At 66.9% G+C, this 20,184-nt stretch carries 17 protein-coding genes; 8 read left to right on the top strand and 9 right to left on the bottom strand.

The window, feature by feature from the left end; all coding sequences use genetic code 11:
• Positions 1-2: 2 nt before the first annotated feature.
• The 3 genes from carB to dapB form a co-directional block, all read right to left on the bottom strand.
• Positions 3-3,245: a carbamoyl-phosphate synthase large subunit gene (carB, locus tag WKB25_RS08345; protein WP_340569945.1), complete on the bottom strand. Its 3,243-nt coding sequence runs from the start codon at positions 3,243-3,245 to the stop codon at positions 3-5.
• A gap of 149 nt (positions 3,246-3,394) precedes the next feature.
• Complete coding sequence (gene carA / locus WKB25_RS08340; RefSeq protein ID WP_340569944.1) at positions 3,395-4,525, bottom strand: glutamine-hydrolyzing carbamoyl-phosphate synthase small subunit; 1,131 nt, start codon at positions 4,523-4,525, stop codon at positions 3,395-3,397.
• 308 nt (positions 4,526-4,833) lie between these two features.
• Entirely contained in the window at positions 4,834-5,553 is a 720-nt protein-coding gene (gene dapB / locus WKB25_RS08335) for a 4-hydroxy-tetrahydrodipicolinate reductase (protein WP_340569943.1), read from the bottom strand.
• 70 nt (positions 5,554-5,623) lie between these two features.
• Between dapB and WKB25_RS08330 the strand changes: the two genes are divergently transcribed.
• The gene (locus WKB25_RS08330) at positions 5,624-6,403 is read left to right on the top strand and encodes a 3-oxoacyl-ACP reductase (protein WP_340569942.1); all 780 of its coding nucleotides are present in this window, start codon (positions 5,624-5,626) and stop codon (positions 6,401-6,403) included.
• 111 nt (positions 6,404-6,514) lie between these two features.
• On the opposite strand, the gene WKB25_RS08325 is transcribed toward WKB25_RS08330, so the two are convergent.
• From WKB25_RS08325 to WKB25_RS08315, 3 genes are read right to left on the bottom strand one after another with little or no spacing between them, the layout of a single operon-like run.
• Positions 6,515-6,769, bottom strand: coding sequence for a DUF6587 family protein (locus WKB25_RS08325; protein ID WP_340569941.1), 255 nt, complete (start codon positions 6,767-6,769; stop codon positions 6,515-6,517).
• Positions 6,769-8,631 carry a ferrous iron transport protein B gene (feoB, locus tag WKB25_RS08320; protein WP_340569940.1) on the bottom strand — a complete coding sequence of 621 codons (1,863 nt, stop codon included), beginning with the start codon at positions 8,629-8,631 and terminating at the stop codon, positions 6,769-6,771. The genes WKB25_RS08325 and feoB overlap by 1 nt, the downstream gene beginning before the upstream one ends.
• Positions 8,628-8,882, bottom strand: coding sequence for a FeoA family protein (locus WKB25_RS08315; RefSeq protein WP_176020820.1), 255 nt, complete (start codon positions 8,880-8,882; stop codon positions 8,628-8,630). Before WKB25_RS08315 ends, feoB begins: the two co-directional genes overlap by 4 nt.
• A gap of 120 nt (positions 8,883-9,002) precedes the next feature.
• Between WKB25_RS08315 and WKB25_RS08310 the strand changes: the two genes are divergently transcribed.
• The 7 genes from WKB25_RS08310 (at position 9,003) to WKB25_RS08280 (ending at position 15,821) form a co-directional block, all read left to right on the top strand.
• Complete coding sequence (locus WKB25_RS08310) at positions 9,003-9,791, top strand: enoyl-CoA hydratase-related protein (RefSeq protein WP_340569939.1); 789 nt, start codon at positions 9,003-9,005, stop codon at positions 9,789-9,791.
• A gap of 1 nt (position 9,792) precedes the next feature.
• Positions 9,793-10,179, top strand: a complete 387-nt coding sequence (locus WKB25_RS08305; RefSeq protein ID WP_340569938.1) for a VOC family protein — start codon at positions 9,793-9,795, stop codon at positions 10,177-10,179.
• Between the two features lie 171 nt (positions 10,180-10,350).
• The gene (locus WKB25_RS08300; RefSeq protein ID WP_340569937.1) at positions 10,351-11,244 is read left to right on the top strand and encodes a hydroxymethylglutaryl-CoA lyase; all 894 of its coding nucleotides are present in this window, start codon (positions 10,351-10,353) and stop codon (positions 11,242-11,244) included.
• A complete protein-coding gene (locus WKB25_RS08295) occupies positions 11,241-13,814 on the top strand; it encodes an EAL domain-containing protein (RefSeq protein WP_340569936.1) in 2,574 nt (857 codons plus the stop codon). Before WKB25_RS08300 ends, WKB25_RS08295 begins: the two co-directional genes overlap by 4 nt.
• Before the next feature lie 79 nt (positions 13,815-13,893).
• Entirely contained in the window at positions 13,894-14,664 is a 771-nt protein-coding gene (locus WKB25_RS08290) for an SDR family NAD(P)-dependent oxidoreductase (RefSeq protein WP_340569935.1), read from the top strand.
• A gap of 49 nt (positions 14,665-14,713) precedes the next feature.
• On the top strand, positions 14,714-15,280 hold the full coding sequence (yeiP, locus tag WKB25_RS08285; protein WP_099818338.1) for an elongation factor P-like protein YeiP: 567 nt from the start codon (positions 14,714-14,716) through the stop codon (positions 15,278-15,280).
• Complete coding sequence (locus WKB25_RS08280) at positions 15,270-15,821, top strand: hypothetical protein (RefSeq protein WP_340569933.1); 552 nt, start codon at positions 15,270-15,272, stop codon at positions 15,819-15,821. The genes yeiP and WKB25_RS08280 overlap by 11 nt, the downstream gene beginning before the upstream one ends.
• A 30-nt stretch (positions 15,822-15,851) precedes the next feature.
• Here WKB25_RS08280 and WKB25_RS08275 read toward each other — a convergent pair whose 3' ends face one another.
• From WKB25_RS08275 to WKB25_RS08265, 3 genes are all read right to left on the bottom strand, one after another.
• On the bottom strand, positions 15,852-16,550 hold the full coding sequence (locus WKB25_RS08275) for an MliC family protein (RefSeq protein WP_340569932.1): 699 nt from the start codon (positions 16,548-16,550) through the stop codon (positions 15,852-15,854).
• Between the two features lie 83 nt (positions 16,551-16,633).
• Positions 16,634-16,981 (bottom strand): nuclear transport factor 2 family protein, encoded by a 348-nt coding sequence (locus WKB25_RS08270; RefSeq protein WP_340569931.1) that lies wholly within the window; start codon positions 16,979-16,981, stop codon positions 16,634-16,636.
• A 25-nt stretch (positions 16,982-17,006) separates the two neighbouring features.
• A complete protein-coding gene (locus tag WKB25_RS08265; protein WP_340569930.1) occupies positions 17,007-20,171 on the bottom strand; it encodes a multidrug efflux RND transporter permease subunit in 3,165 nt (1,054 codons plus the stop codon).
• Positions 20,172-20,184 lie beyond the last annotated feature (13 nt).

Raw genomic sequence — 20,184 nt, 5'->3', positions numbered from 1 at the left:
TCTCATGCGTTCAACTCCTTGTGCAGTTCCTGCAGCGACCAGACCGGGCCGGTACCGCGGAATTCCAGTGAATCCACCAGCGCCTTGGCGCCGGCAATGGTGGTCGAATAGGTGACGCGGTGCTGCAGCGCCTCGCGACGGATCGAGAACGAGTCGTTGATCGCTGCACGGCCCTCGGTCGTGTTGACGATATAGACGATCTCGCCGTTCTTGATCGAATCGACGATGTGCGGGCGACCCTCGACCACCTTGTTGATGATCTCGCAATCCATGCCGTGCTGCTGCAGCCACGCTGCGGTGCCACGGGTGGCAACCAGGCTGTAGCCACGTGCCAGCAGGGCCTTGGCCACCGGCAACACGCGCTTCTTGTCCGGGTCGCGCACCGACACGAAGGCCTTGCCCACCGGCGGCGCCTTGATGCCACCCGCTTCCTGCGCGCGTGCGAAGGCGGCGTTGAAGGTACGGCCCACGCCCATCACTTCACCGGTGGAGCGCATCTCCGGCCCAAGGATCGGGTCGACGCCCTGGAACTTGGCGAACGGGAAGATCGCCTCCTTCACCGAGTAGTAGTCCGGCACGATTTCCTTGGTGGCACCCTGCTCTTCCAAGGTCTTGCCAGCCATGCAGCGGGCCGCGATCTTGGCCAGCGGCATGCCGGTGGCCTTGGACACGAACGGCACGGTGCGCGAGGCACGCGGGTTCACTTCCAGCAGGAAGATGGTGTCGTTGCCTTCCTCGTCGGTCTGGATCGCGAACTGGGTGTTCATCAGGCCCACCACGTTCAGGGCCTTGGCCAGCTCGATCACCTGGCGACGCAGCTCTGCCTGGGTTTGCGCCGACAGCGAGTACGGCGGCAGCGAACAGGAGGAATCGCCCGAGTGCACGCCGGCTTCTTCGATGTGTTCCATCACGCCACCGATCAGGACGTTGCCCTGGGCGTCGGCGATGATGTCCACGTCGCACTCGACGGCGTTGTCGAGGAAGCGGTCCAGCAGCACCGGCGAATCGTTGGACACCTTCACCGCATCGCGCACGTAGCGGGCCAGGTCGGATTCGCCGTAGACGATTTCCATCGCGCGGCCACCCAGCACGTAGCTCGGGCGCACCACCAGCGGGTAGCCGATCTCGCGGGCCAGCAGCAGGGCTTCCTGGTCGTTGCGGGCAATGCGGTTCGGCGGCTGCTTCAGGCCCAGCTGGTCCACCAGCTGCTGGAAGCGCTCGCGGTCTTCGGCCAGGTCGATCGAATCCGGGCTGGTGCCGATCACCGGCACGCCATTGGCTTCCAGCGCGCGTGCCAGCTTCAGCGGGGTCTGGCCGCCGTACTGCACGATCACGCCCTTCGGCTGCTCCAGCTCGACGATTTCCAGCACGTCTTCCAGGGTCAGCGGTTCGAAGTACAGGCGGTCAGAGGTGTCGTAGTCGGTCGACACGGTTTCCGGATTGCAGTTGACCATGATCGTTTCATAGCCATCCTCGCGCAGCGCCAGTGCCGCGTGCACGCAGCAGTAGTCGAACTCGATGCCCTGGCCGATGCGGTTCGGGCCACCGCCGAGGATCATGATCTTGTCGCGGTTGCTCGGCACGGCTTCGCACTCGTCTTCATAGGTCGAGTACAGGTAGGCGGTGCCGGTGGAGAACTCGGCGGCACAGGAATCCACGCGCTTGTACACCGGGCGCACCTTGTGCGCGCGACGCAGCGCACGCACGGCCGCTTCGTTGGTGCCGGTCAGCTGGGCCAGGCGGGCATCGGAGAAGCCGGCGCGCTTGAGCTTGCGCAGGCGCGCCGCGTCCAGTGCGTCGATGCCATCGGCGGCGACCTGGGTCTCGGCAGCGATGATTTCTTCGATCTGGTCCAGGAACCACGGATCGATGTAGGACAGCTTGAAGATGTCCTCCACGCTCATGCCGGCGCGGAACGCATCGGCGACGAAGAACAGACGCTCCGGACCCGGCGCCTTCAGCTCGCGACGCAGGGTCTGCAGATCGTCTTCGTTGCTCAGGTCCAGGCCGGTCGGGTCGAAGCCGACCTTGCCGGTTTCCAGGCCACGCAGGGCCTTCTGCATCGATTCCTGGAAGGTGCGGCCCATTGCCATCACCTCGCCCACCGACTTCATCTGGGTGGTCAGGCGCGCATCGGCAGCCGGGAACTTCTCGAAGGCGAAACGCGGGATCTTGGTGACGACGTAGTCGATGGACGGCTCGAACGATGCCGGGGTCAGGCCGCCGGTGATCTCGTTCTTCAGTTCGTCCAGGGTGTAGCCCACGGCCAGCTTGGCGGCGACCTTGGCGATCGGGAAGCCAGTGGCCTTGGAGGCCAGCGCCGAGGAACGCGACACGCGCGGGTTCATCTCGATCACCACTACGCGGCCGGTGTCCGGGTTGATGCCGAACTGCACGTTCGAACCACCGGTATCCACGCCGATCTTGCGCAGCACGGCGATGGAGGCATCGCGCAGGCGCTGGTATTCCTTGTCGGTCAGGGTCTGCGCCGGGGCCACGGTGATCGAGTCACCGGTGTGCACGCCCATCGGGTCCAGATTCTCGATCGAACAGACGATGATGCAGTTGTCCGCGGTATCGCGGACCACTTCCATCTCGAATTCCTTCCAACCCAGCACCGACTCTTCGACCAGCACTTCGGTGGTCGGCGACAGTTCCAGGCCGCGGTTGACGATCTCGATCAGCTCTTCGCGGTTGTAGGCGATGCCGCCGCCACTGCCGCCCAAGGTGAAGCTGGGGCGGATGATGGTCGGATAGCCGACGCGGGTCTGGATCTCCAGCGCTTCGTCCAGGGTATGGGCAACGGCAGCGGTCGGGCACTCCAGGCCGATCTCGCTCATCGCCACGCGGAACAGCTCGCGGTCTTCGGCCATCATGATGGCTTCGCGCTTGGCGCCGATCAGCTCGACGTTGTACTTCTCCAGCACGCCGTTGTCGGCCAGGTCCAGCGCGCAGTTCAGCGCGGTCTGGCCACCCATGGTCGGCAGCAGCGCGTCAGGCTTTTCCTTGGCGATGATCTTCTCGACCGTCTGCCAGTTGATCGGCTCGATGTAGACGGCGTCGGCCATCTCCGGGTCGGTCATGATCGTGGCCGGGTTGCTGTTGACCAGCACCACGCGGTAGCCCTCGTCACGCAGGGCCTTGCAGGCCTGGGCGCCGGAGTAATCGAACTCGCAGGCCTGGCCGATGACGATCGGGCCGGCACCGATGATGAGGATGGTCTTGAGGTCAGTGCGCTTGGGCATTTTCTTCTCTAAGTCAGTACAGCGTGACAAGGGGGGTGATCGCACGCTGTCGATCAGGAATCTTGATCCGCAGCGCCGCGCCAGGGGCAGCCGCGATGCGGAGGCTTACGGTCCATCGCGACGCCACCGGCGAACCGGCGGCGTACTGATCACGCCTTGGCCTGGTCCATCAGCGCCACGAAACGGTCGAACAACGGGCCCACATCGGTCGGGCCCGGCGACGCTTCCGGGTGGCCCTGGAACGAGAAGGCCGGCACGTCGGTGCGGGCGATGCCCTGGTTGGTGCCGTCGAACAGCGAACGGTGGGTCACCCGCAGGGTGGCCGGCAGGGTCGCTTCATCCACTGCGAAGCCGTGGTTCTGCGAGGTGATCATCACCCGGCCGCTGTCCAGGTCCTGCACGGGGTGGTTCGCACCATGGTGGCCATGGCCCATCTTGATGGTCTTCGCGCCCGAAGCCAGGCCCAGCAACTGATGGCCCAGGCAGATGCCGAAGGTCGGGATCTTCACGTCGATGAAGGTCTTGATCGCGGCGATCGCGTAGTCGCACGGCTCCGGGTCACCCGGGCCGTTGGACAGGAACACGCCATCCGGCTTCAGCGCCAGCACGTCGGCGGCCGGGGTCTGCGCCGGCACCACGGTGACCTCGCAGCCGCGCTCGGCCAGCATGCGCAGGATGTTGGTCTTCACGCCGAAGTCGTAGGCCACGACCTTGTACTTGGCCGGCACGCTGACGAAGGCATTGGCATCCAGGTCCAGCTGGCCCTCGGTCCAGACGTAGGACTTGTCGGTGGTGACGACCTTGGCCAGATCCATGCCCTTCAGGCCGGGGAACTTGCGGGCCGCTTCCAGTGCCTTTTCCACATCGATGCCGTCGCCAGCCATCAGCGCGCCGTTCTGGGCGCCCTTCTCGCGCAGGATGCGGGTCAGCTTGCGGGTGTCGATGCCGGCGATGGCGACCACGCCACGCTGGATCAGCCAGTCCTGCAGCGACACCTGGCTGCGCCAGTTGCTGGGGCGGCGCGGCACATCGCGCACGATCAGGCCGGCCGACCACACCCTGGACGCTTCATTGTCCTGGTCGGTCATGCCGGTGTTGCCAATGTGCGGATAGGTCAGCGTGACCATCTGCCGGGCGTAGGACGGGTCGGTCAACACTTCCTGGTAGCCGGTCATGGCGGTGTTGAACACCACCTCACCGACGGACAGGCCGGGCGCGCCTACGGATTCGCCCTCGAATACGGTGCCGTCTTCGAGGACGAGGATTGCGGCTTGGGTCACGGAATTCTCACTTTGGCTACCGAGGGGGTGCCGAAGTCACGCCTGCGCTTCACGGAAATCCGGTTGCAAAAAAGCGCGGACGTACGGTCTGGGACCGGTCCGGCTTTCGTGATTCGGCGAGTGCGAATTGTAGCGGTGCCGGGGCGCGCGCGCCAGCGGTTATCGCCATTCATGAACAGGCGATTGCGCATTCATTTCAATCCGGGGGCGTATGCAGGCCCTGCCCCCGGTAGTGCCGGCCGCTGGCCGGCAACCACGGGATGCCCGACGGCAAGGGGATTGCCGACCAGCGGCCGGCACTACCTGTCTTATTCCAGCAGGTCGCGTACCCGGTAGCTGCCCGCCGCCCGGCCCTGCAGCTGGCGAGCGGCAAACAGTGCCCCGCGGGCGAAGATGTCGCGATTGGTGGCCCGGTGCACCAGCTCGATGCGCTCGCCCAGGCCGGTGAACTGCACCAGATGCTCGCCGACGATGTCACCGGCGCGCAGGCTGGCGTACTGAGGCTCGGCCCCGCCCCGCTGTGCTGCGGCACCGAGGGTCAGCGCCGTGCCCGAGGGCGCGTCCTTCTTCTGTGTATGGTGCGACTCGACGATGTCGCAGTTCCAGCCCGCCAGCGCCTGCGCAGCGCGCTCCACCAGCTCATCCAGTACCGCCACGCCCAGGCTGAAGTTCGACGCCCACACCAGCGGGATCTTCACCGCCGCCGTCTCCAGCGCCTGCCGCTGCGCAGTGGAGATACCGGTGGTGCCCGACACCAGGCCTGCGCCGCGCTCCACGCACAGTGCCAGCAGTGCATCGAAGCCCTCCGGCAGGCTGAAATCGATCGCCACGTCGAACACCGGCGCCCCCGGCAACTCGCTGGCGGCGAAGAACGGCACACCATCAATCACCCGCTGGGCCGGCGCGCGGCCGGCCACCGCAGCGACGATCTGCAGGGAATCAGGGTGTTCGGCGGCCAACCGCAACAGGGCCTGGCCCATGCGCCCGGAGGCGCCGTGAATAAGCAATCGCAGGGGAGTCTGGTTCATGCACGCAGGCTAGCGGCAGCACGCATGGTCCGGCAAGCACTGTCGCTGCTACGCTGCATGCCCTTTTGCCATGGATTGCCTGACCATCATGCAGATCAGCGAACAGCTGGTGCTGGTCACCGGCGCCGGTCGCGGCCTCGGCCAGCACATCGCCCGCGCCTTCGCCGCGCAGGGCGCGCGGGTTGTCATCAACTATCACCGCAGCGAAGCGGCCGCACGCGCTCTGGCCAGCGAACTGGGCGGCCAGGCCATCGCCCTGCAGGCCGACGTCACCGACCGCACCCAGGTCGACAACCTGCTGCAGCACGCACTGGCGCACTTCGGCCAGGGCGTGACCACCGTGGTCAACAACGCGCTGGCCGCGTTCTCGTTCAATGGCGAAGCCCGCGACAGCGCCGCCGACATCGGCTGGCCGGCTTTCCAGGCGCAGTTCGAAGGCAGCGTCCGCGGCGCCCTGAACACCGTGCAGGCCACCCTGCCCGGCATGCAGGCGCGGCGCTTCGGCCGGGTCATCAACATCGGCACCAACCTGTTCCAGAACCCGGTGGTGCCCTACCACGACTACACCGCCGCCAAGGCCGCGCTGCTGTCGCTCACCCGCACCCTGGCCGGGGATCTCGGCCCGCACGGCATCACGGTCAACATGCTCTCCGGCGGCCTGCTGCGCGCTACCGACGCCAGCGCCGCCACGCCGGAAGCCGTATTCGACTACATCGCCGCCAACACGCCGCTGCGCAGCGTCACCACGCCGGCCGAGTTCGCCGATGCCGTGCTGTTCTTCGCCAGCCCGTGGGCGCGCGCGGTCACCGGGCAGAACCTGGTGGTGGATGGCGGACTGGTCAGGGACTAGTAGATCCACTAGATCCACGCCATGCGTGGATGAAGATCAAGGGCGTGCGAACCAAGGTTCGCACCCACCAAAGCACCAAGGTTCGCACCCACCAAAGCAGGAAAGGCAGCCTCAGTGCTGCTTCGGCGGCGTCGGCCCGCAGCTGTCACAGCCGCCACACGCGCCGCCACCGCCAGTGGCCGGCGGCGCGATCTTCCGTCCCAGCGCCTGCAGCCAGGCCGCGCGGCCCGGCTTCAGCAGCGCCAGTGCCAGCGCACCACGCAGTTTGCGCACGGTGCCGGGCGCCTGCTTCTTCAGCACCACCCAGGCACTGAACAGCACGGCCACCGCGATGATCAGGTACTGGATCAGCAGGCCAGCGTCCATCAGCCGCCTCCCAGCGCCACGCTCACCTGGTAGGTGATCAGCGCCGCGACATAGGCCGCAGCAAACAGGTAGAACGCCGCAAAGCCCATCTGCTTCCACGAGTTGGTCTCGCGCTTGATGGTGGCCAGCGTCGAGATGCACATCGGCGCGTAGATGAACCACACCAGCAGGGCCAGACCGGTGGCCAGCGACCAGCCATCAGCCACCACCGGCGACAGCGCGGAGATCGCCGCATCGTCATCGGCGGCCGACAGCGCGTATACCGTCGCCAGCGAGGACACCGCCACTTCGCGCGCGGCAAGGCCCGGAATCAGCGCGATGCAGATCTGCCAGTTGAAGCCCAGCGGCGCGAAGATCGCCGTCATCGCATGGCCGATCTGGCCGGCATAGCTGTAGTCGATGGCCGGCATCGTCGCATCGGCGGGTGCGCCCGGGAACGACAGCAGGAACCACAGCAGGATGGTCAGCGCCAGGATGATGCCGCCGACGCGCCGCAGGAAGATCATGCCGCGCTCGTACAGGCCGACGGCGAGGTCGCGCGGATGCGGAATGCGGTACGACGGCAGCTCCAGCATCAGCGGGTGCTCGCTCTTGTCGCGGCGCCACTTCTTCATCACCCACGACATCACCAGCGCGCTGAGGATGCCGGCCACGTACAGGCCGAACAGCACCAGGCCCTGCTGGTTGAAGATACCGATCTTGCCGGCCGGAATGAACGCGCCGATCAGCAGCGCATACACCGGCAGGCGCGCCGAGCAGGTCATCAGCGGTGCCACCAGGATCGTGGCCAGGCGGTCACGCGGGTCCTGGATGCTGCGGGTGGCCATGATGCCCGGCACCGCACAGGCGAAGCTGGACAGCAGCGGGATGAACGAACGACCGGACAGGCCTGCCGCCGCCATCATGCGGTCCAGCAGGAACGCGGCGCGTGGCAGGTAACCGGACTCCTCCAGTGCCAGGATGAAGGCGAACAGGATCAGGATCTGCGGCAGGAACACCACCACGCCACCCAGGCCGGCGATGATACCGTCGGTCAGCAGGCTGGTCAGCGGCCCTGCCGGCAGCACGCTGGCAGCCAGTTCACCCAGCCAGCCGAAGCCGGCCTCGATGCCATCCATCAGCGGCGTCGCCCAGGCGAACACCGCCTGGAAGATCAGGAACATCACCACGACCAGGGTGATCAGGCCGAACACCGGATGCAGCAGCCAGCGGTCGAGCGTGTCGTCGATCTTCGCGGTCCGCGCCGGCATCCGTACGGCGGCGGCCAGGATGGCGCGTACCTGCGCGTGGTAATCCACGTCCTTTTCAACACCGGCCAGCGGCGCATCCAGGTGCGGCACCATCGTGTCCAGGCGTTCCACCAGCGCACGCGCGCCCTGCTTGCGCACCGCCACGGTTTCCACCACCGGCACACCGATCTCACGTTCCAGCGCGGCAACGTCGATCTGGATGCCGCGACGCTGCGCAGCGTCGACCATGTTCAGGGCGATGATCATCGGCTTGCCCAGCTCGCGCAGTTCCAGCGCGAAACGCAGGTGCAGGCGCAGGTTGGTGGCGTCGATCACGCACAGAAGAACGTCCGGCGCGGCCTCACCCGGATAGAAGCCCCGGCACAGGTCGCGGGTGATCGCCTCGTCGAGGCTGGCCGGATGCAGGCTGTAGGCGCCCGGCAGATCGAGCACGGCGAACTCGCGGCCGGACGGCGCACGCAGGCGGCCTTCCTTGCGCTCGACAGTGACGCCGGTGTAGTTGGCGACCTTCTGCCGGCTGCCGGTCAGCTGGTTGAACAGGGCGGTCTTGCCGCTGTTGGGATTGCCGACCAGCGCGATGCGCAGCGGGGCGGTGGTTGCGGTGGCGCTCATGCGCGTCGCTCCTGGCTGGCCGGGTCGATGACCACGCGCCGTGCCTCACTGATACGCAGCGCGAAACGGGTGAACCCGACCTGCACCAGCAGCGGCTCGCCGCCGACCGGACCTCGCGCCACCAGGCGCACTTCCTCACCCTTGACGAAGCCCAGCTCGCGCAGGCGCCGGGCGATGGCATCGTTGGCATGCAGGTCCTGCACGGAATCGACCACGGCCGAGGCGTGCAGGGGCAGTTCGGACAGCGTCATCTAGCGTGTTCTCTGCTGGATGTAAATGGTTCTCGATTCTAACATTCCCGCGTCGCGTCATGGCCCATGACCAATGGCCCGCTATGATCCATACAGGTATGGAGCAACCCCCGGAATCCCATGAACGATGCTTTGCAGATCGAGCGCAATGGCGCTGTCCTGACCCTCTGGCTGAACCGGCCGGAGCTGCACAATGCCTTTGACGCCGGCCTGATCGCCCGGCTGACCGCAGCCCTGGAAGCGGCCGGACACGATGACACGGTGCGCACGGTGGTAGTGGCCGGCCACGGTGCCTCCTTCTCCGCCGGTGCCGACATGCAGTGGATGCGCGGCATGGCCTCGGCCAGCGAGGCGGACAACCGCGAGGACGCCCTCGCCCTGGCCCGGCTGATGCGCACCCTGGACGAGCTGCCCAAGCCGACCCTGGCCCGGGTCCACGGCGCCGCCTTCGGTGGCGGTGTCGGTTTGGTGGCCTGCTGCGATATCGCCATCGCCACCAGCGCCGCCCGCTTCGGCCTGACCGAAAGCCGCTTGGGCCTGCTGCCGGCAGTGATCTCGCCCTATGTGATCGAGGCCATCGGCAGCCGCCAGGCCCGTCGCTGGTTCGCTACCGGCGAGCACTTCGACGCCGACATCGCCCTGCGTATCGGCCTGATCCACCATCTGGTGGAGCCCGAACGCCTGGACGAGGCGGTACAGCGGCAGCTGGCCCTGCTCGACAAGGCCGGGCCGATCGCCTCGGCCTCGGCCAAGCTGCTGGTCCGGCAGGTGCGCGACGCCGATGATCGCGACAGCCTGGACCGTGACAATGCCGCCCTGATCGCCCGCCTGCGGGTGTCGGCCGAAGGCCAGGAAGGCCTGGGCGCGTTCCTGGACAAGCGCGCGCCGCACTGGGTCACGGAGGCCTGACATGCTGGACCATATCGGTGTGAACAGTGGCGACCTGCCGCGCAGCAAGGCCTTCTTCCTGCAGGCGCTGGCACCGCTGCAGATCGACGTGGTGATGGAGGTCAGTGCCGAGCAGACCGGCGCCCACGACCACGTGGGTTTCGGCAAACACGGCAAGCCGTTCTTCTGGCTGGGCAATGCGGCCCCCCTCAGCCAGGGTGTGCACGTGGCCTTCGTCTGCGGCGAACGCGCCCAGGTTGATGCGTTCCATGCCGCCGCCCTGGCCGCAGGTGGCCGCGACAACGGGGCGCCCGGCCTGCGCCCGTGGTACCACCCGGACTACTACGCCGCCTTCGTGATCGATCCGGACGGCAACAACATCGAGGCGGTCTGCCACCTGCCCGGGTAGGCCCTTCCACCGTAACCAGGCGCAGGCGTGGCCGCTTGTGCGACCCGCCTGCGTATCTCATCTGGCAGCCTGGCGAAGACCGGGCCGCCCCCGCTTCCCAGGAACCGCCGTGACCCCAGTCGATCCCATCCGCCCTGCCCGTCCCGCCCCGCCTGCCGTGGGGATGCCGCGATGAGCGATTTCGTCCGCATCGTCGAAGTCGGCCCACGCGATGGGCTGCAGAACGAAAAGCAGGCCGTGGCCACCGCCGACAAGATCGCCCTGATCGATCGCCTGTCGGCCACCGGCCTGCGCACCATCGAGGCGACCAGCTTCGTCAGCCCACGCTGGGTCCCGCAACTGGCCGACGCGGCCGAGGTCTATGCCGGCATCCAGCGTCTCCCGGGCATCGCCTATCCGGTACTGGTGCCGAACGAACAGGGCTACGACCGTGCGCGCGCCGTCGGCGTGCAGGAAATCGCGGTCTTCACCGCCGCATCGGAAGCGTTCAACCGCACCAACACCAACGCTGGCATCGATGAATCGCTGGCCCGTTTCGAACCGATCCTGCGCCGTGCGGCGGCTGATGGTGTGCGCGTGCGTGGCTACGTCTCCACTGTGCTCGGCTGCCCGTACCAGGGCGAGGTGCCGCTGGCCGACGTCGTGCGTGTGGCCCGTGCCCTGCATCAAATGGGGTGTTACGAAATCTCGCTGGGCGACACCATCGGCGTCGGTACGCCACGCAAGGCCCGCGCGATGCTGCAGGCAGTAGCTGCCGAGATCCCGATGAGCGCACTGGCCGTGCACTTCCACGATACCTATGGCCAGGCCATCGCCAACATCGCGGCCTGCCTGGAAGAAGGCGTGCGCGTGGTCGACAGCGCCGTATCCGGCGCCGGCGGCTGCCCGTACGCGAAGGGCGCCAGCGGCAACGTAGCCAGCGAGGACGTGGTGTACCTGTTGCAGGGCCTGGGCCTGGAATGCGGCGTGGACCTGCCATCGCTGGCCGAGACCGGCCGCTGGCTGGCCGGGTTGCTCGGCCGTGCCACCGCCAGCCGCGTCGGGCAGGCGCTGGCGGCGACATGAACGACAGCGGCCCGCGCGACCGTCCGGCCATCGGCGATGCTTCCGCCGCAACCGACGACGCGCTGGCCGCTCTGGACGCGGCGTTGGCCGCTTCTCCATCGCCGGCCCAGGCCAGACTGCTGCGCCAGGTGCGGCAAGCCTTGGCCGATGCACAGCAGCGCGAGCTGGATACCCAGGCCCGCTATGCCGCGCTGTTCGACGCCGTACCCGACCCGGTCAGCATCCTCAGCGCCGAAGGCGTGGTGCTGGACGTCAATCGTGCCGGCATCATTGCCTACGACCGCCGGCGCGAAGACATCGTCGGCCAGCCGATCGAACTGCTCAATCCCGACCTGCCCAGCGACCACCTGCAACCGGTGTGGGAGGCGCTGAACCGCGGCGACACCTATGTCATCGAAGTAACCAACATGCGCGGCGACGGCAGTCGTTTTCCAGTGGAGGTGCATTCGGCCGGCTTCCAGGACCGAGGCCAGCCCTGCATCGTGGCCGTCGCCCGCGACCTGAGCGGACGCTGGCGCGCAGAGTCCCGCTATCGCCTGTTGATGGAATCGATCGACAAGGGCGTGATCCTGTTCGACCGTGATCTGCGCGTTTTGTCCGCCAATCCCGCAGCGCACCGCATCCTCGGCCTCACCGGTGGTGGCGTGGGCTTGAATTCGATGCTCGATCCCGAAGCCTGGATCATTGTCGACGAACACGGCCATCCGCTGACCCAGTCACAGTGGCCGACCAGCCGCTGCTTCCAGGCCGGGCGGATGATCCGCAGCACCATCATCGGCCTGTACCACCGCCCACGCGGACGCATGCTGTGGCTGTCCACCACCAACGTACCGGTGTTCGGCAACGGCTGCGACCAGGCCGACCATGTCTATGCGATGTTCAGTGACATCACCGAACTGAAGCGCAACAGCACCCTGTTCGCGCGCGCGCAGTCACTGGCCCACATCGGCGGCTGGGAGTGGGATCGTGGCCTGCAGCGCCTGTACCTCACCGATGAGGCGCGGCGCATCGTCGGCCAGCCAGCCGATCTGGAAGACATGCCGGACCTGCTGGACTGCCTGCGCAGCGACGACCGCGCCGCCCTGCAGCAGGCGCTGGCCGACACCATCGAGCACCGCAGCAGCTTCGGCCTGGAGCTGCAGGGCCAGCGCCGCGATGGCCACTCGTTCTGGATCCGGATGATCGGCGAGGTCTCGGCCGGCGATGTCGATGCCGCGCGCATCACCGGCACCGTGCAGGACATCACCGAGCGCAAGCAGGCCGAGGAAACCCTGCGCGTGCAGGCCCGCACCGACCCGCTGACCGGCATCATGAACCGCGATGCGGTGCTGAGCGATCTGGGCGTGCGCATGGACAGCCCCAGCCACGACCGTGTGGCCGTGCTGTACATCGACCTGGACCGTTTCAAGGTGGTCAACGATCTGCTCGGCCACAACGCCGGTGATGAACTGTTGATCGAAGCGACCCGGCGCATCGCCACCGCGATCGGCACCGAAGGCCTGCTTGCACGCTTTGGTGGCGACGAGTTCCTGGTGATCTGTGACCTGCGCGACCAGCCGGACCAGGCCGAACAACTGGCCGAGCGCATCACCGCAGCCTTCTCGGCACCGTTCCAGCTGGGCAGCGACGAGTTCCCGGTCACCGCCAGCATCGGCATCGCCCGTGCACCACGTGATGGCGACCGGCCGCAGCAGCTGATCCAGAACGCCGACACCGCGATGTACGAGTGCAAGCGACGCACCCGCAATGGCTGGCAGGTGTTCTCCCCGGAACTGGCACAGCGCCAGCATGACCGCCTGCAGATCGAGAGCCGCCTGCACAAGGCCCTCGATGGCGACGAGTTCCACCTGGTCTACCAGCCACAGGTCAACCTGCGCAGCGGCGCCACCATCGCCTGCGAGGCGTTGATGCGCTGGCACAACATCCAGCTGGGGCCGATGCGCCCGGACCTGTTCATCCGCCACGCCGAGCACACCGGCGACATCGTGCGCATCGGCCAATGGGCCTTGCGCGAAGCCTGCCGGCAGGTACGGCAATGGCAGGACGACGGGCTCGGCCTGGTGCGGGTGGCTGTCAACGTTTCCTGGCGGCAGTTCGTCGGTGAGGATCTCGCCCGCTGGGTGCGGCAGGTGCTGGACGAGTTCGGCCTGCCCGGCAGCGTGCTGGAGCTGGAGTTCACCGAGCGGGTGCTGATCGAGGATGCGCCGGATACCCTGCGCACCTTCGCCCGCCTGCGCGAGATGGGGGTGATGCTGACCATCGATGACTTCGGCGAGGGCTACAGCGCGCTGAACTACCTACGCCGGCTACCCATCCATGGGCTGAAGCTGAGCCAGCTGTTCGTCGAAGGCATCCCCCGCAACCGCTCGGATGTGGCGGTCTGCGAGGCGGTCTGCGCGATTGCACGCAGCCTCGGCCTGGGCGTAGTCGCCGAAGGCGTGGAAACCGAGCCGCAACGGCAATGCCTGCTCGACCTGGGGGTGACCGTCGGCCAGGGCTTCCTGTTCGCCCACGGCCTGCCCGCCGCGGACTTCGAGCGTCGCCTGCGCCGCGCCCGCGAACTGGGCTGAGGCCGGCGGCGCAGTGCACAACGGCGGCTGCCGTCGCTTCCGTTAGAATCGGCGGTTCTTGAACCTGCAGGACCGTGCAATGCAGCTGTCTTCCGTACGTGCCGTGATCACTGGCGGCGTCTCCGGCCTCGGCCTGGCCGTGGCCCAGCACCTGGTTGCCCAGGGCGGCAAGGTCGCCCTGTTCGACCTCAACGACGCCAAGGGTGCGGCCGCTGTTGCCGGGCTGGGGCAGGACAACGCCCGCTATTTCAATGTCAACGTCAGTGATGAAGCATCCGTGTCGGCGGCCATCGACCAGGCCTTCGATTTCCTCGGCGGCCTGAATGTCGCCATGAACTGCGCCGGCATCCTTGGCGCTGGCCGCGTGCTGGGCAAGGAAGGCCCGATGCCGCTGGCCGGGTTCCAGGGCACGGTGATGGTCAACCTGGTCGGCAGCTTCAACGTCGCCAAGGCCGCCGCCAATCGCATGCAGCACAACGAGGCCGGCGTGGACGGCGAGCGCGGCGTCATCATCAACACCGCCAGCGTTGCTGCCTACGAAGGGCAGATCGGCCAGGCCGCCTACTCCGCCTCCAAGGGGGGCGTGGTGGCAATGACGCTGCCGATGGCCCGCGAGCTGTCGCGCTTCGGCATCCGCGTCAACACCATCGCGCCGGGCGTGTTCTGGACACCGATGGTCGATGGCATGCCCGAAGCCGTGCAGGAGTCGCTGGCCGCATCGATCCCGTTCCCGCCGCGCCTGGGCAAGCCGGAAGACTTCGCCAGCCTGGTCGGCCACATCCTCGGCAACACCTACATCAACGGCGAGACCATCCGCCTGGACGGCGCCACCCGGCTCGCTCCGAAGTGATTCCCCCCGGGCGCCGGGACGGCGCCCTCCCCCAACGACCAACATCATCATGAAAGCCAACGACATCAAGAAGGGCAACGTCGTCGAGTTCAACAACGGCGTCTACCAGATCCGCGACATCGAGCGCAGCTCGCCGCAGGGTCGCGGCGGCAACGTCCGCTTCCGTTTCATCATGTACAGCGTGCCGGGCGGCAACAAGCTCGACGCCAGCTTCGATGCCGACGACAACCTGGTCGAAGTCGAACTGCTGCGCCGTCAGTCCACCTACTCGTACAAGGACGGCGATGCGTTCGTGTTCCTCGATGACGAGGACTACACCCCCTACACCCTGGACGCGGACGTGATCGGCGATGACGCTGGCTACATCACCGACGGCCTGACCGGCATCTACGTGCAGGTGATCGACGAGCAGCCGGTGGCCATCCAGCTGCCGGCCTCGGTGGTGCTGGAAGTGATCGAGACGCCGCCGGAACTGAAGGGCGGTACCGCCACCAAGCGCCCGAAGCCGGCCAAGCTCAACACCGGCATCGAGATCATGGTGCCGGAGTACATCGTCAACGGCGAGCGTGTGCTGGTGAGCACCGCCACCGGCGAATTTGCCGGCCGTGCCGATTGAGCGCGCGGCACTGATCGCCTGCCTGTCCCTGCTTGCGGCGTGCTCGCCGCAGGCAGCGGACAACGGCGCTGGTGATGCCACGCCAGAGGCCGCAGCAGTCGACCAGGTGGCCCCCATCGCACCGGCAGCGGCTTCGCACGCGGCGGCCGTGCAGGAACTGGCCGAGGAGCCGTCCGCTGCCAACCTGCCCTCGAGTTACGAGGAACTGGAACAGGCCCGTGCTGCCGCTGGCTGCGCGGTCTCCAACGACGTGTACGGCATCGAAGACATACGCATCTACTGTCAGGTGCCCGGCGACGTACAGGCGTTTTTCGCGCGCGAAAACACCTGCCAGCATTTCGCCGGCGAAGAACCCTACGACGACGAGCGCCGTCGGGAACTCGAAGAGGCCAATGCGACGTACTGCGAGGGTCGCGAGAAGATCTTCGCCGACCTGGTGGCCCGCCACCAGAACGACTGCGCGATCCGCGAGGCACTGATCGACATCAATGGTCGCTACGACCTTGCGTTCGATCTGGATCTGAAGCCCTGCGAGGGCTGACGCTAAAAAGGCGACTCCGTCCCCTTTTTCCTATTTGCCGCCGAAGTTGCCGCAGCCGTGGTACTGGCGCGTACCCACGGTCATCATCGCCTTGGCCTCGAATGTCTCGCCACTCATGCCGTCCTGGCAGGTGGTGCGCTGGAAGCTCAACTTGATGTCGGTGCCATCGGCCGCCTTGCCAACCCAGCCATCTGCGCCCTCGGTCGGTTTGGCGACGTTGAAGCGGCGCTCGCCATAGTCGACGTCCACCTGCAGGCCCGGTGCATCACCGTCGACGACGGCCAGCCAGCCCGGCTCGTTGCCGGTGGCACGGAACGTGGCGTTGCCGGCGCTGCCATCGCCCTCGGTGGCTTCCACCGCTGCACACTCACGATCCGCTTCGCCCTTCAGGCTGAGCAGCGCTTCATCGCTGCCGCGGGTCCAGAAGCTGTTGCCCTTGCCGTCGGCATACTTCGCACCGGAGGCCGCACGTTCGGAGGACATCGCGAAACTGCGCCCGCCAACCACAACCGTCGCTGCGTCCTCACCGTTGAAGGTCGCGCGCACATCGAGGTCGCCGCAGCGATAGAGGGTTTCGTTGCCGCCGCCATCAACAGCGGCAGCCACAGGTGCCGGTGCCGGCGTTGCGACCGCATCGCCTGCGCCACTGGCGGCCGGCGTCTGCGCCGGCTGACAGGCGCTCAGCGCAAGGCCGAGGGAGGCAGCCAACAGACTGGAAACTACACGCATGGCTCGACTCCTTGTCGAAACTACAGAGACCTTGGACCCTACCATCTGCACGCAAACGGGGCCTGAAAGCTGCATGACCGTGTTCAGCCTGCCAGCACCGCCATCGACAGCAGCTGCGCGCCGCTTGCATTGGAAGCGCTTGTCCAGACGCGCAACAGGCGAAAGCGCTGCACGTGTTCGCGTCCCAGCCAGTACACTTGCAGCTGAACATCGCCGGACAACAACGCCAAGCGTCCACACAGCAACGTTTCAACTGCATGCACCTGTAGCGCAATAATCTGCAGGCGTCCTTGCTGCCAGTCCCTCAGCCAGGGCAGGTCGAGCATCCGACCGCCCTGCCCGTCCATCATGAACAACACCGGTGACAGCAGCGCAGTGGCTGCGCCATGGTCGCCGTCCAGCAGTGCATCCCGCAGTTGCTGCTCCAGCACGCGCAGCTGCGCCTCGTACAGGCCCTCAGGGCTCCTGCTTTCCATCCACCTGCTTTTCATCCACGCTTCCTCCCGGCGTCGGCCGGCGTCGGCGCAGGCGCTGCGCAAGCCACTGCTGCGCGCCCTGCACTACCACATAGAACACCGGCACGAAGAACACGGCCAACACGGTCGCACTGACCATGCCGCCGAACACGCCGGTACCGATGGCCTGTTGCGTTTCCTTTGAAGCACCCTGTGCCAGCATCAGCGGCACCACGCCCAGCGCGAACGCCAGCGAGGTCATGACGATCGGCCGCAGCCGCAGGCGTGCCGCTTCGATGGTCGCCTCGACCAGGCCGCGCCCCTGCAGCTGCAGCTGGCGGGCGAACTCGACGATCAGGATCGCGTTCTTCGCCGAAAGCCCGATCACCGTGATCATGCCGACCTTGAAGAACACATCATTGGGCATCCCGCGCAGCAGTACCGCGGCAACCGCGCCAAGCAGGCCCAACGGCACCACCAGCATCACCGCCAGCGGAATCGACCAGCTCTCGTACAGCGCCGCCAGCACCAGGAACACCACCAGCATCGACAGCAGCAGCAACCACGGCGCCTGTGCACCGGACTCACGCTCCTGCAGCGACTGGCTGGTCCACTGCAGGGCGAAGCCCGCGGGCAGCTGCTGCGCAAGGCGCTCCATCTCGGCCATCGCCTGGCCGGTGGACACCCCGCTGGCGGGTGCGCCGGACAGGTTCAATGCCGGGAACCCCAGGTAACGCTGCAGCTGCAGCGGCGCCTCGGTCCACTGCGCGGTGACCAGCTCGGACAGCGCCACCATGCCGCCTTCGTTGTTGCGGACATACAGCTTCAGCACGTCCTCCAGCTCCATCCGGTGCGGCGCATCGGCCTGCACGATCACCTGCTGCATGCGCCCGCGATTGGGAAAATCGTTGACGTACTGCGAGCCCATCGCCGCCGACAGCGTTGCACTGATGTCGGTGAACGCCACACCCATCGCCTCCGCCTTGGCGCGATCGATGTCCAGCCGCACATTGCTGCCCGCAGGCAGGCCATCGGCATGCACTTCGGCCAGCAGCGGGCTGGCCTCTGCCAGTTTCAGCAGCTGTTGCAGGGCGGCCCGCAACTCGGCCTGCCCCTGCCCGGTACGTGCCTGCAGCGCCAACGAGAACCCGGAGGATCGGCCAAGGCTGTCGATGGCCGGCGGCATCACGCTCATCACCTCGCCTTCCGGCACCGTCGCCATCGCCTGCTGCGCCGCCTCTACTTCGTCCGCTGCGGTGCTGCCGCCGCGCTCACCCCAGTCCTTCAACATGGTGTAGGTCAGCGCCGCGCTCGGGCCGGAACCGGAGAAGCTGTAACCGAGGATGGCCTGGTTGGACGCGATCGCCGGCCGCGAGGCGACATGCTGTTCGTAGGCCTCGACCACTGCCAGCGTGCGTTCGGCGGTTGCCTCAGCCGGCAGCTGGATGGAAGTCATGAAATAGCCCTGGTCCTCTTCCGGCAGGAACGCACCCGGCAACCAATGCAGGCCGATCAGCAGTGCCACCAGCAATGCTGCGAACAGGCCCATCACCCGGCCACTGCGCCGAAGGACCGCCGCCACGCCCTGCTGGTAACGACCGGTCATCCGCTCGAAGCCACGGTTGAACGCACCGAACACGCCGCCGCGGCCATGATGACCACGTGTGCCCTGCCGCAGCAGCGTCGCGCAGAGTGCCGGGGTCAGGCTCAGGGCCAGCAGTGCCGAGAACAGGATGGACACCGACATCGCCACGCTGAACTGGCGGTAGATCGCGCCGACCGAGCCGCTCGCCAGCGCCATCGGGATGAACACCGCCGTCAGCACCAGGGTGATGCCGATCACCGCACCGGTCAGCTCACGCATCGCCTTGATCGTGGCCTCACGCGGCGGCAGCCCCTCTTCGGCCATGATCCGCTCCACGCCCTCGACCACCACGATCGCATCGTCAACAATGATGCCGATCGCCAGCACCATGCCGAACATGGTCAATACGTTGATCGAGAAGCCCAGCGCCAGCATCACCGCGAAGGTGCCCAGCAGCGCGATCGGCGCGACCAGGGCGGGGATCAGCGTGTAGCGCCAGTTCTGCAGGAACAGGTACATCACTGCGAAGACCAACAGCATCGCCTCGACCAGGGTCTGCAGCACCTTCTGGATCGAGACTTTGACGAAGGGCGCGGTATCGAACGGAATGCTGGATTCAACACCCTGCGGCAGCAGCGGCTGCAGGTCGGCCATGCGTTCGCGCACAGCCGTGGCGGTACGCACTGCGTTCGCACCGGGGCGCAGCTGCACGCCGGCGGCCGTCGCCGGATAGCCATCTTCGCGCGTGCCCCAGGCATAACTCTGCGCACCCAGCTCGACCCGGGCGACATCACCCAGCAGCACCCGCGAACCATCGGCACCGGCGCGCAGCACGATCGCTGCAAACTGCTCGGGCGTGGACAGCTGGCCTTCGGCACTCAACGGCACGGTGATGCGCTGGCCGGGGACGCCGGGCGAATCGCCGATGCGGCCCGGCGAGATTTCCAGGTTCTGCTGCTCGATCGCGCTGGCCACATCGCCCATGGTCAGGCCGTAGCCGGTCAGGCGGGTCGGGTCCAGCCAGATCCGCATCGCCTGTTCGGCACCGAACAACTGCACGCGGCCGACGCCGTCGATGCGCCGCAGCTCTTCGATGATGTTGCGCGCCATGAAATCGCCCAGCGCCGCTTCGCTGACACTGCCATCCGGTGAGCGCAGGCCCACCAGCATCAGGAACCCGGAGTCGGCAGCCTCCACGAACAGGCCGTTCTGGCGCACGCTGCGTGGCAGGCGCGGCTCGATCGCCTTGATCCGGTTCTGCACGTCCACTTGTGCCAGCTCGGGATCGGTACCGGGCTTGAAGGTGGCGGTGATCGACGCTTCACCGGAGGTGTCCACCGACGATTCGAAGTACAGCAGGTGCTTGACGCTGGACAGCTCACGCTCGATCAGCCCGACCACCGCATCATTCAACGTCTGCGGGCTGGCGCCGGGATAGCTGGCATAGATGCTGACGCTGGGCGGCGCGACCGCCGGGTAGCGCTCGACCGCCAGCCGCGGAATGGCCAGCACGCCGGCCAGGATGACGAAGATCGCCAGCACCCAGGCAAATACCGGGCGATCGATGAAGAAACGAGCCATGTCGTAGGTTCCT

Source organism: Stenotrophomonas sp. G106K1 (assembly GCF_037969685.1).
Taxonomy (GTDB): domain Bacteria; phylum Pseudomonadota; class Gammaproteobacteria; order Xanthomonadales; family Xanthomonadaceae; genus Stenotrophomonas; species Stenotrophomonas lactitubi.
The sequence above is the reverse complement of the archived record's forward strand: the minus strand, read 5'-3'. Positions and strand labels throughout refer to the sequence as shown.

Coding starts and splice junctions, on each gene's coding strand:
- carB (WP_340569945.1), bottom strand. CDS start 3,245: ATGCCCAAGCGCACTGACCTCAAGACCATCCTCATCATCGGTGCCGGC.
- dapB (WP_340569943.1), bottom strand. CDS start 5,553: ATGAACCAGACTCCCCTGCGATTGCTTATTCACGGCGCCTCCGGGCGC.
- WKB25_RS08330 (WP_340569942.1), top strand. CDS start 5,624: ATGGATTGCCTGACCATCATGCAGATCAGCGAACAGCTGGTGCTGGTC.
- WKB25_RS08325 (WP_340569941.1), bottom strand. CDS start 6,769: ATGGACGCTGGCCTGCTGATCCAGTACCTGATCATCGCGGTGGCCGTG.
- feoB (WP_340569940.1), bottom strand. CDS start 8,631: ATGAGCGCCACCGCAACCACCGCCCCGCTGCGCATCGCGCTGGTCGGC.
- WKB25_RS08315 (WP_176020820.1), bottom strand. CDS start 8,882: ATGACGCTGTCCGAACTGCCCCTGCACGCCTCGGCCGTGGTCGATTCC.
- WKB25_RS08310 (WP_340569939.1), top strand. CDS start 9,003: ATGAACGATGCTTTGCAGATCGAGCGCAATGGCGCTGTCCTGACCCTC.
- WKB25_RS08305 (WP_340569938.1), top strand. CDS start 9,793: ATGCTGGACCATATCGGTGTGAACAGTGGCGACCTGCCGCGCAGCAAG.
- WKB25_RS08300 (WP_340569937.1), top strand. CDS start 10,351: ATGAGCGATTTCGTCCGCATCGTCGAAGTCGGCCCACGCGATGGGCTG.
- WKB25_RS08295 (WP_340569936.1), top strand. CDS start 11,241: ATGAACGACAGCGGCCCGCGCGACCGTCCGGCCATCGGCGATGCTTCC.
- WKB25_RS08290 (WP_340569935.1), top strand. CDS start 13,894: ATGCAGCTGTCTTCCGTACGTGCCGTGATCACTGGCGGCGTCTCCGGC.
- yeiP (WP_099818338.1), top strand. CDS start 14,714: ATGAAAGCCAACGACATCAAGAAGGGCAACGTCGTCGAGTTCAACAAC.
- WKB25_RS08275 (WP_340569932.1), bottom strand. CDS start 16,550: ATGCGTGTAGTTTCCAGTCTGTTGGCTGCCTCCCTCGGCCTTGCGCTG.
- WKB25_RS08265 (WP_340569930.1), bottom strand. CDS start 20,171: ATGGCTCGTTTCTTCATCGATCGCCCGGTATTTGCCTGGGTGCTGGCG.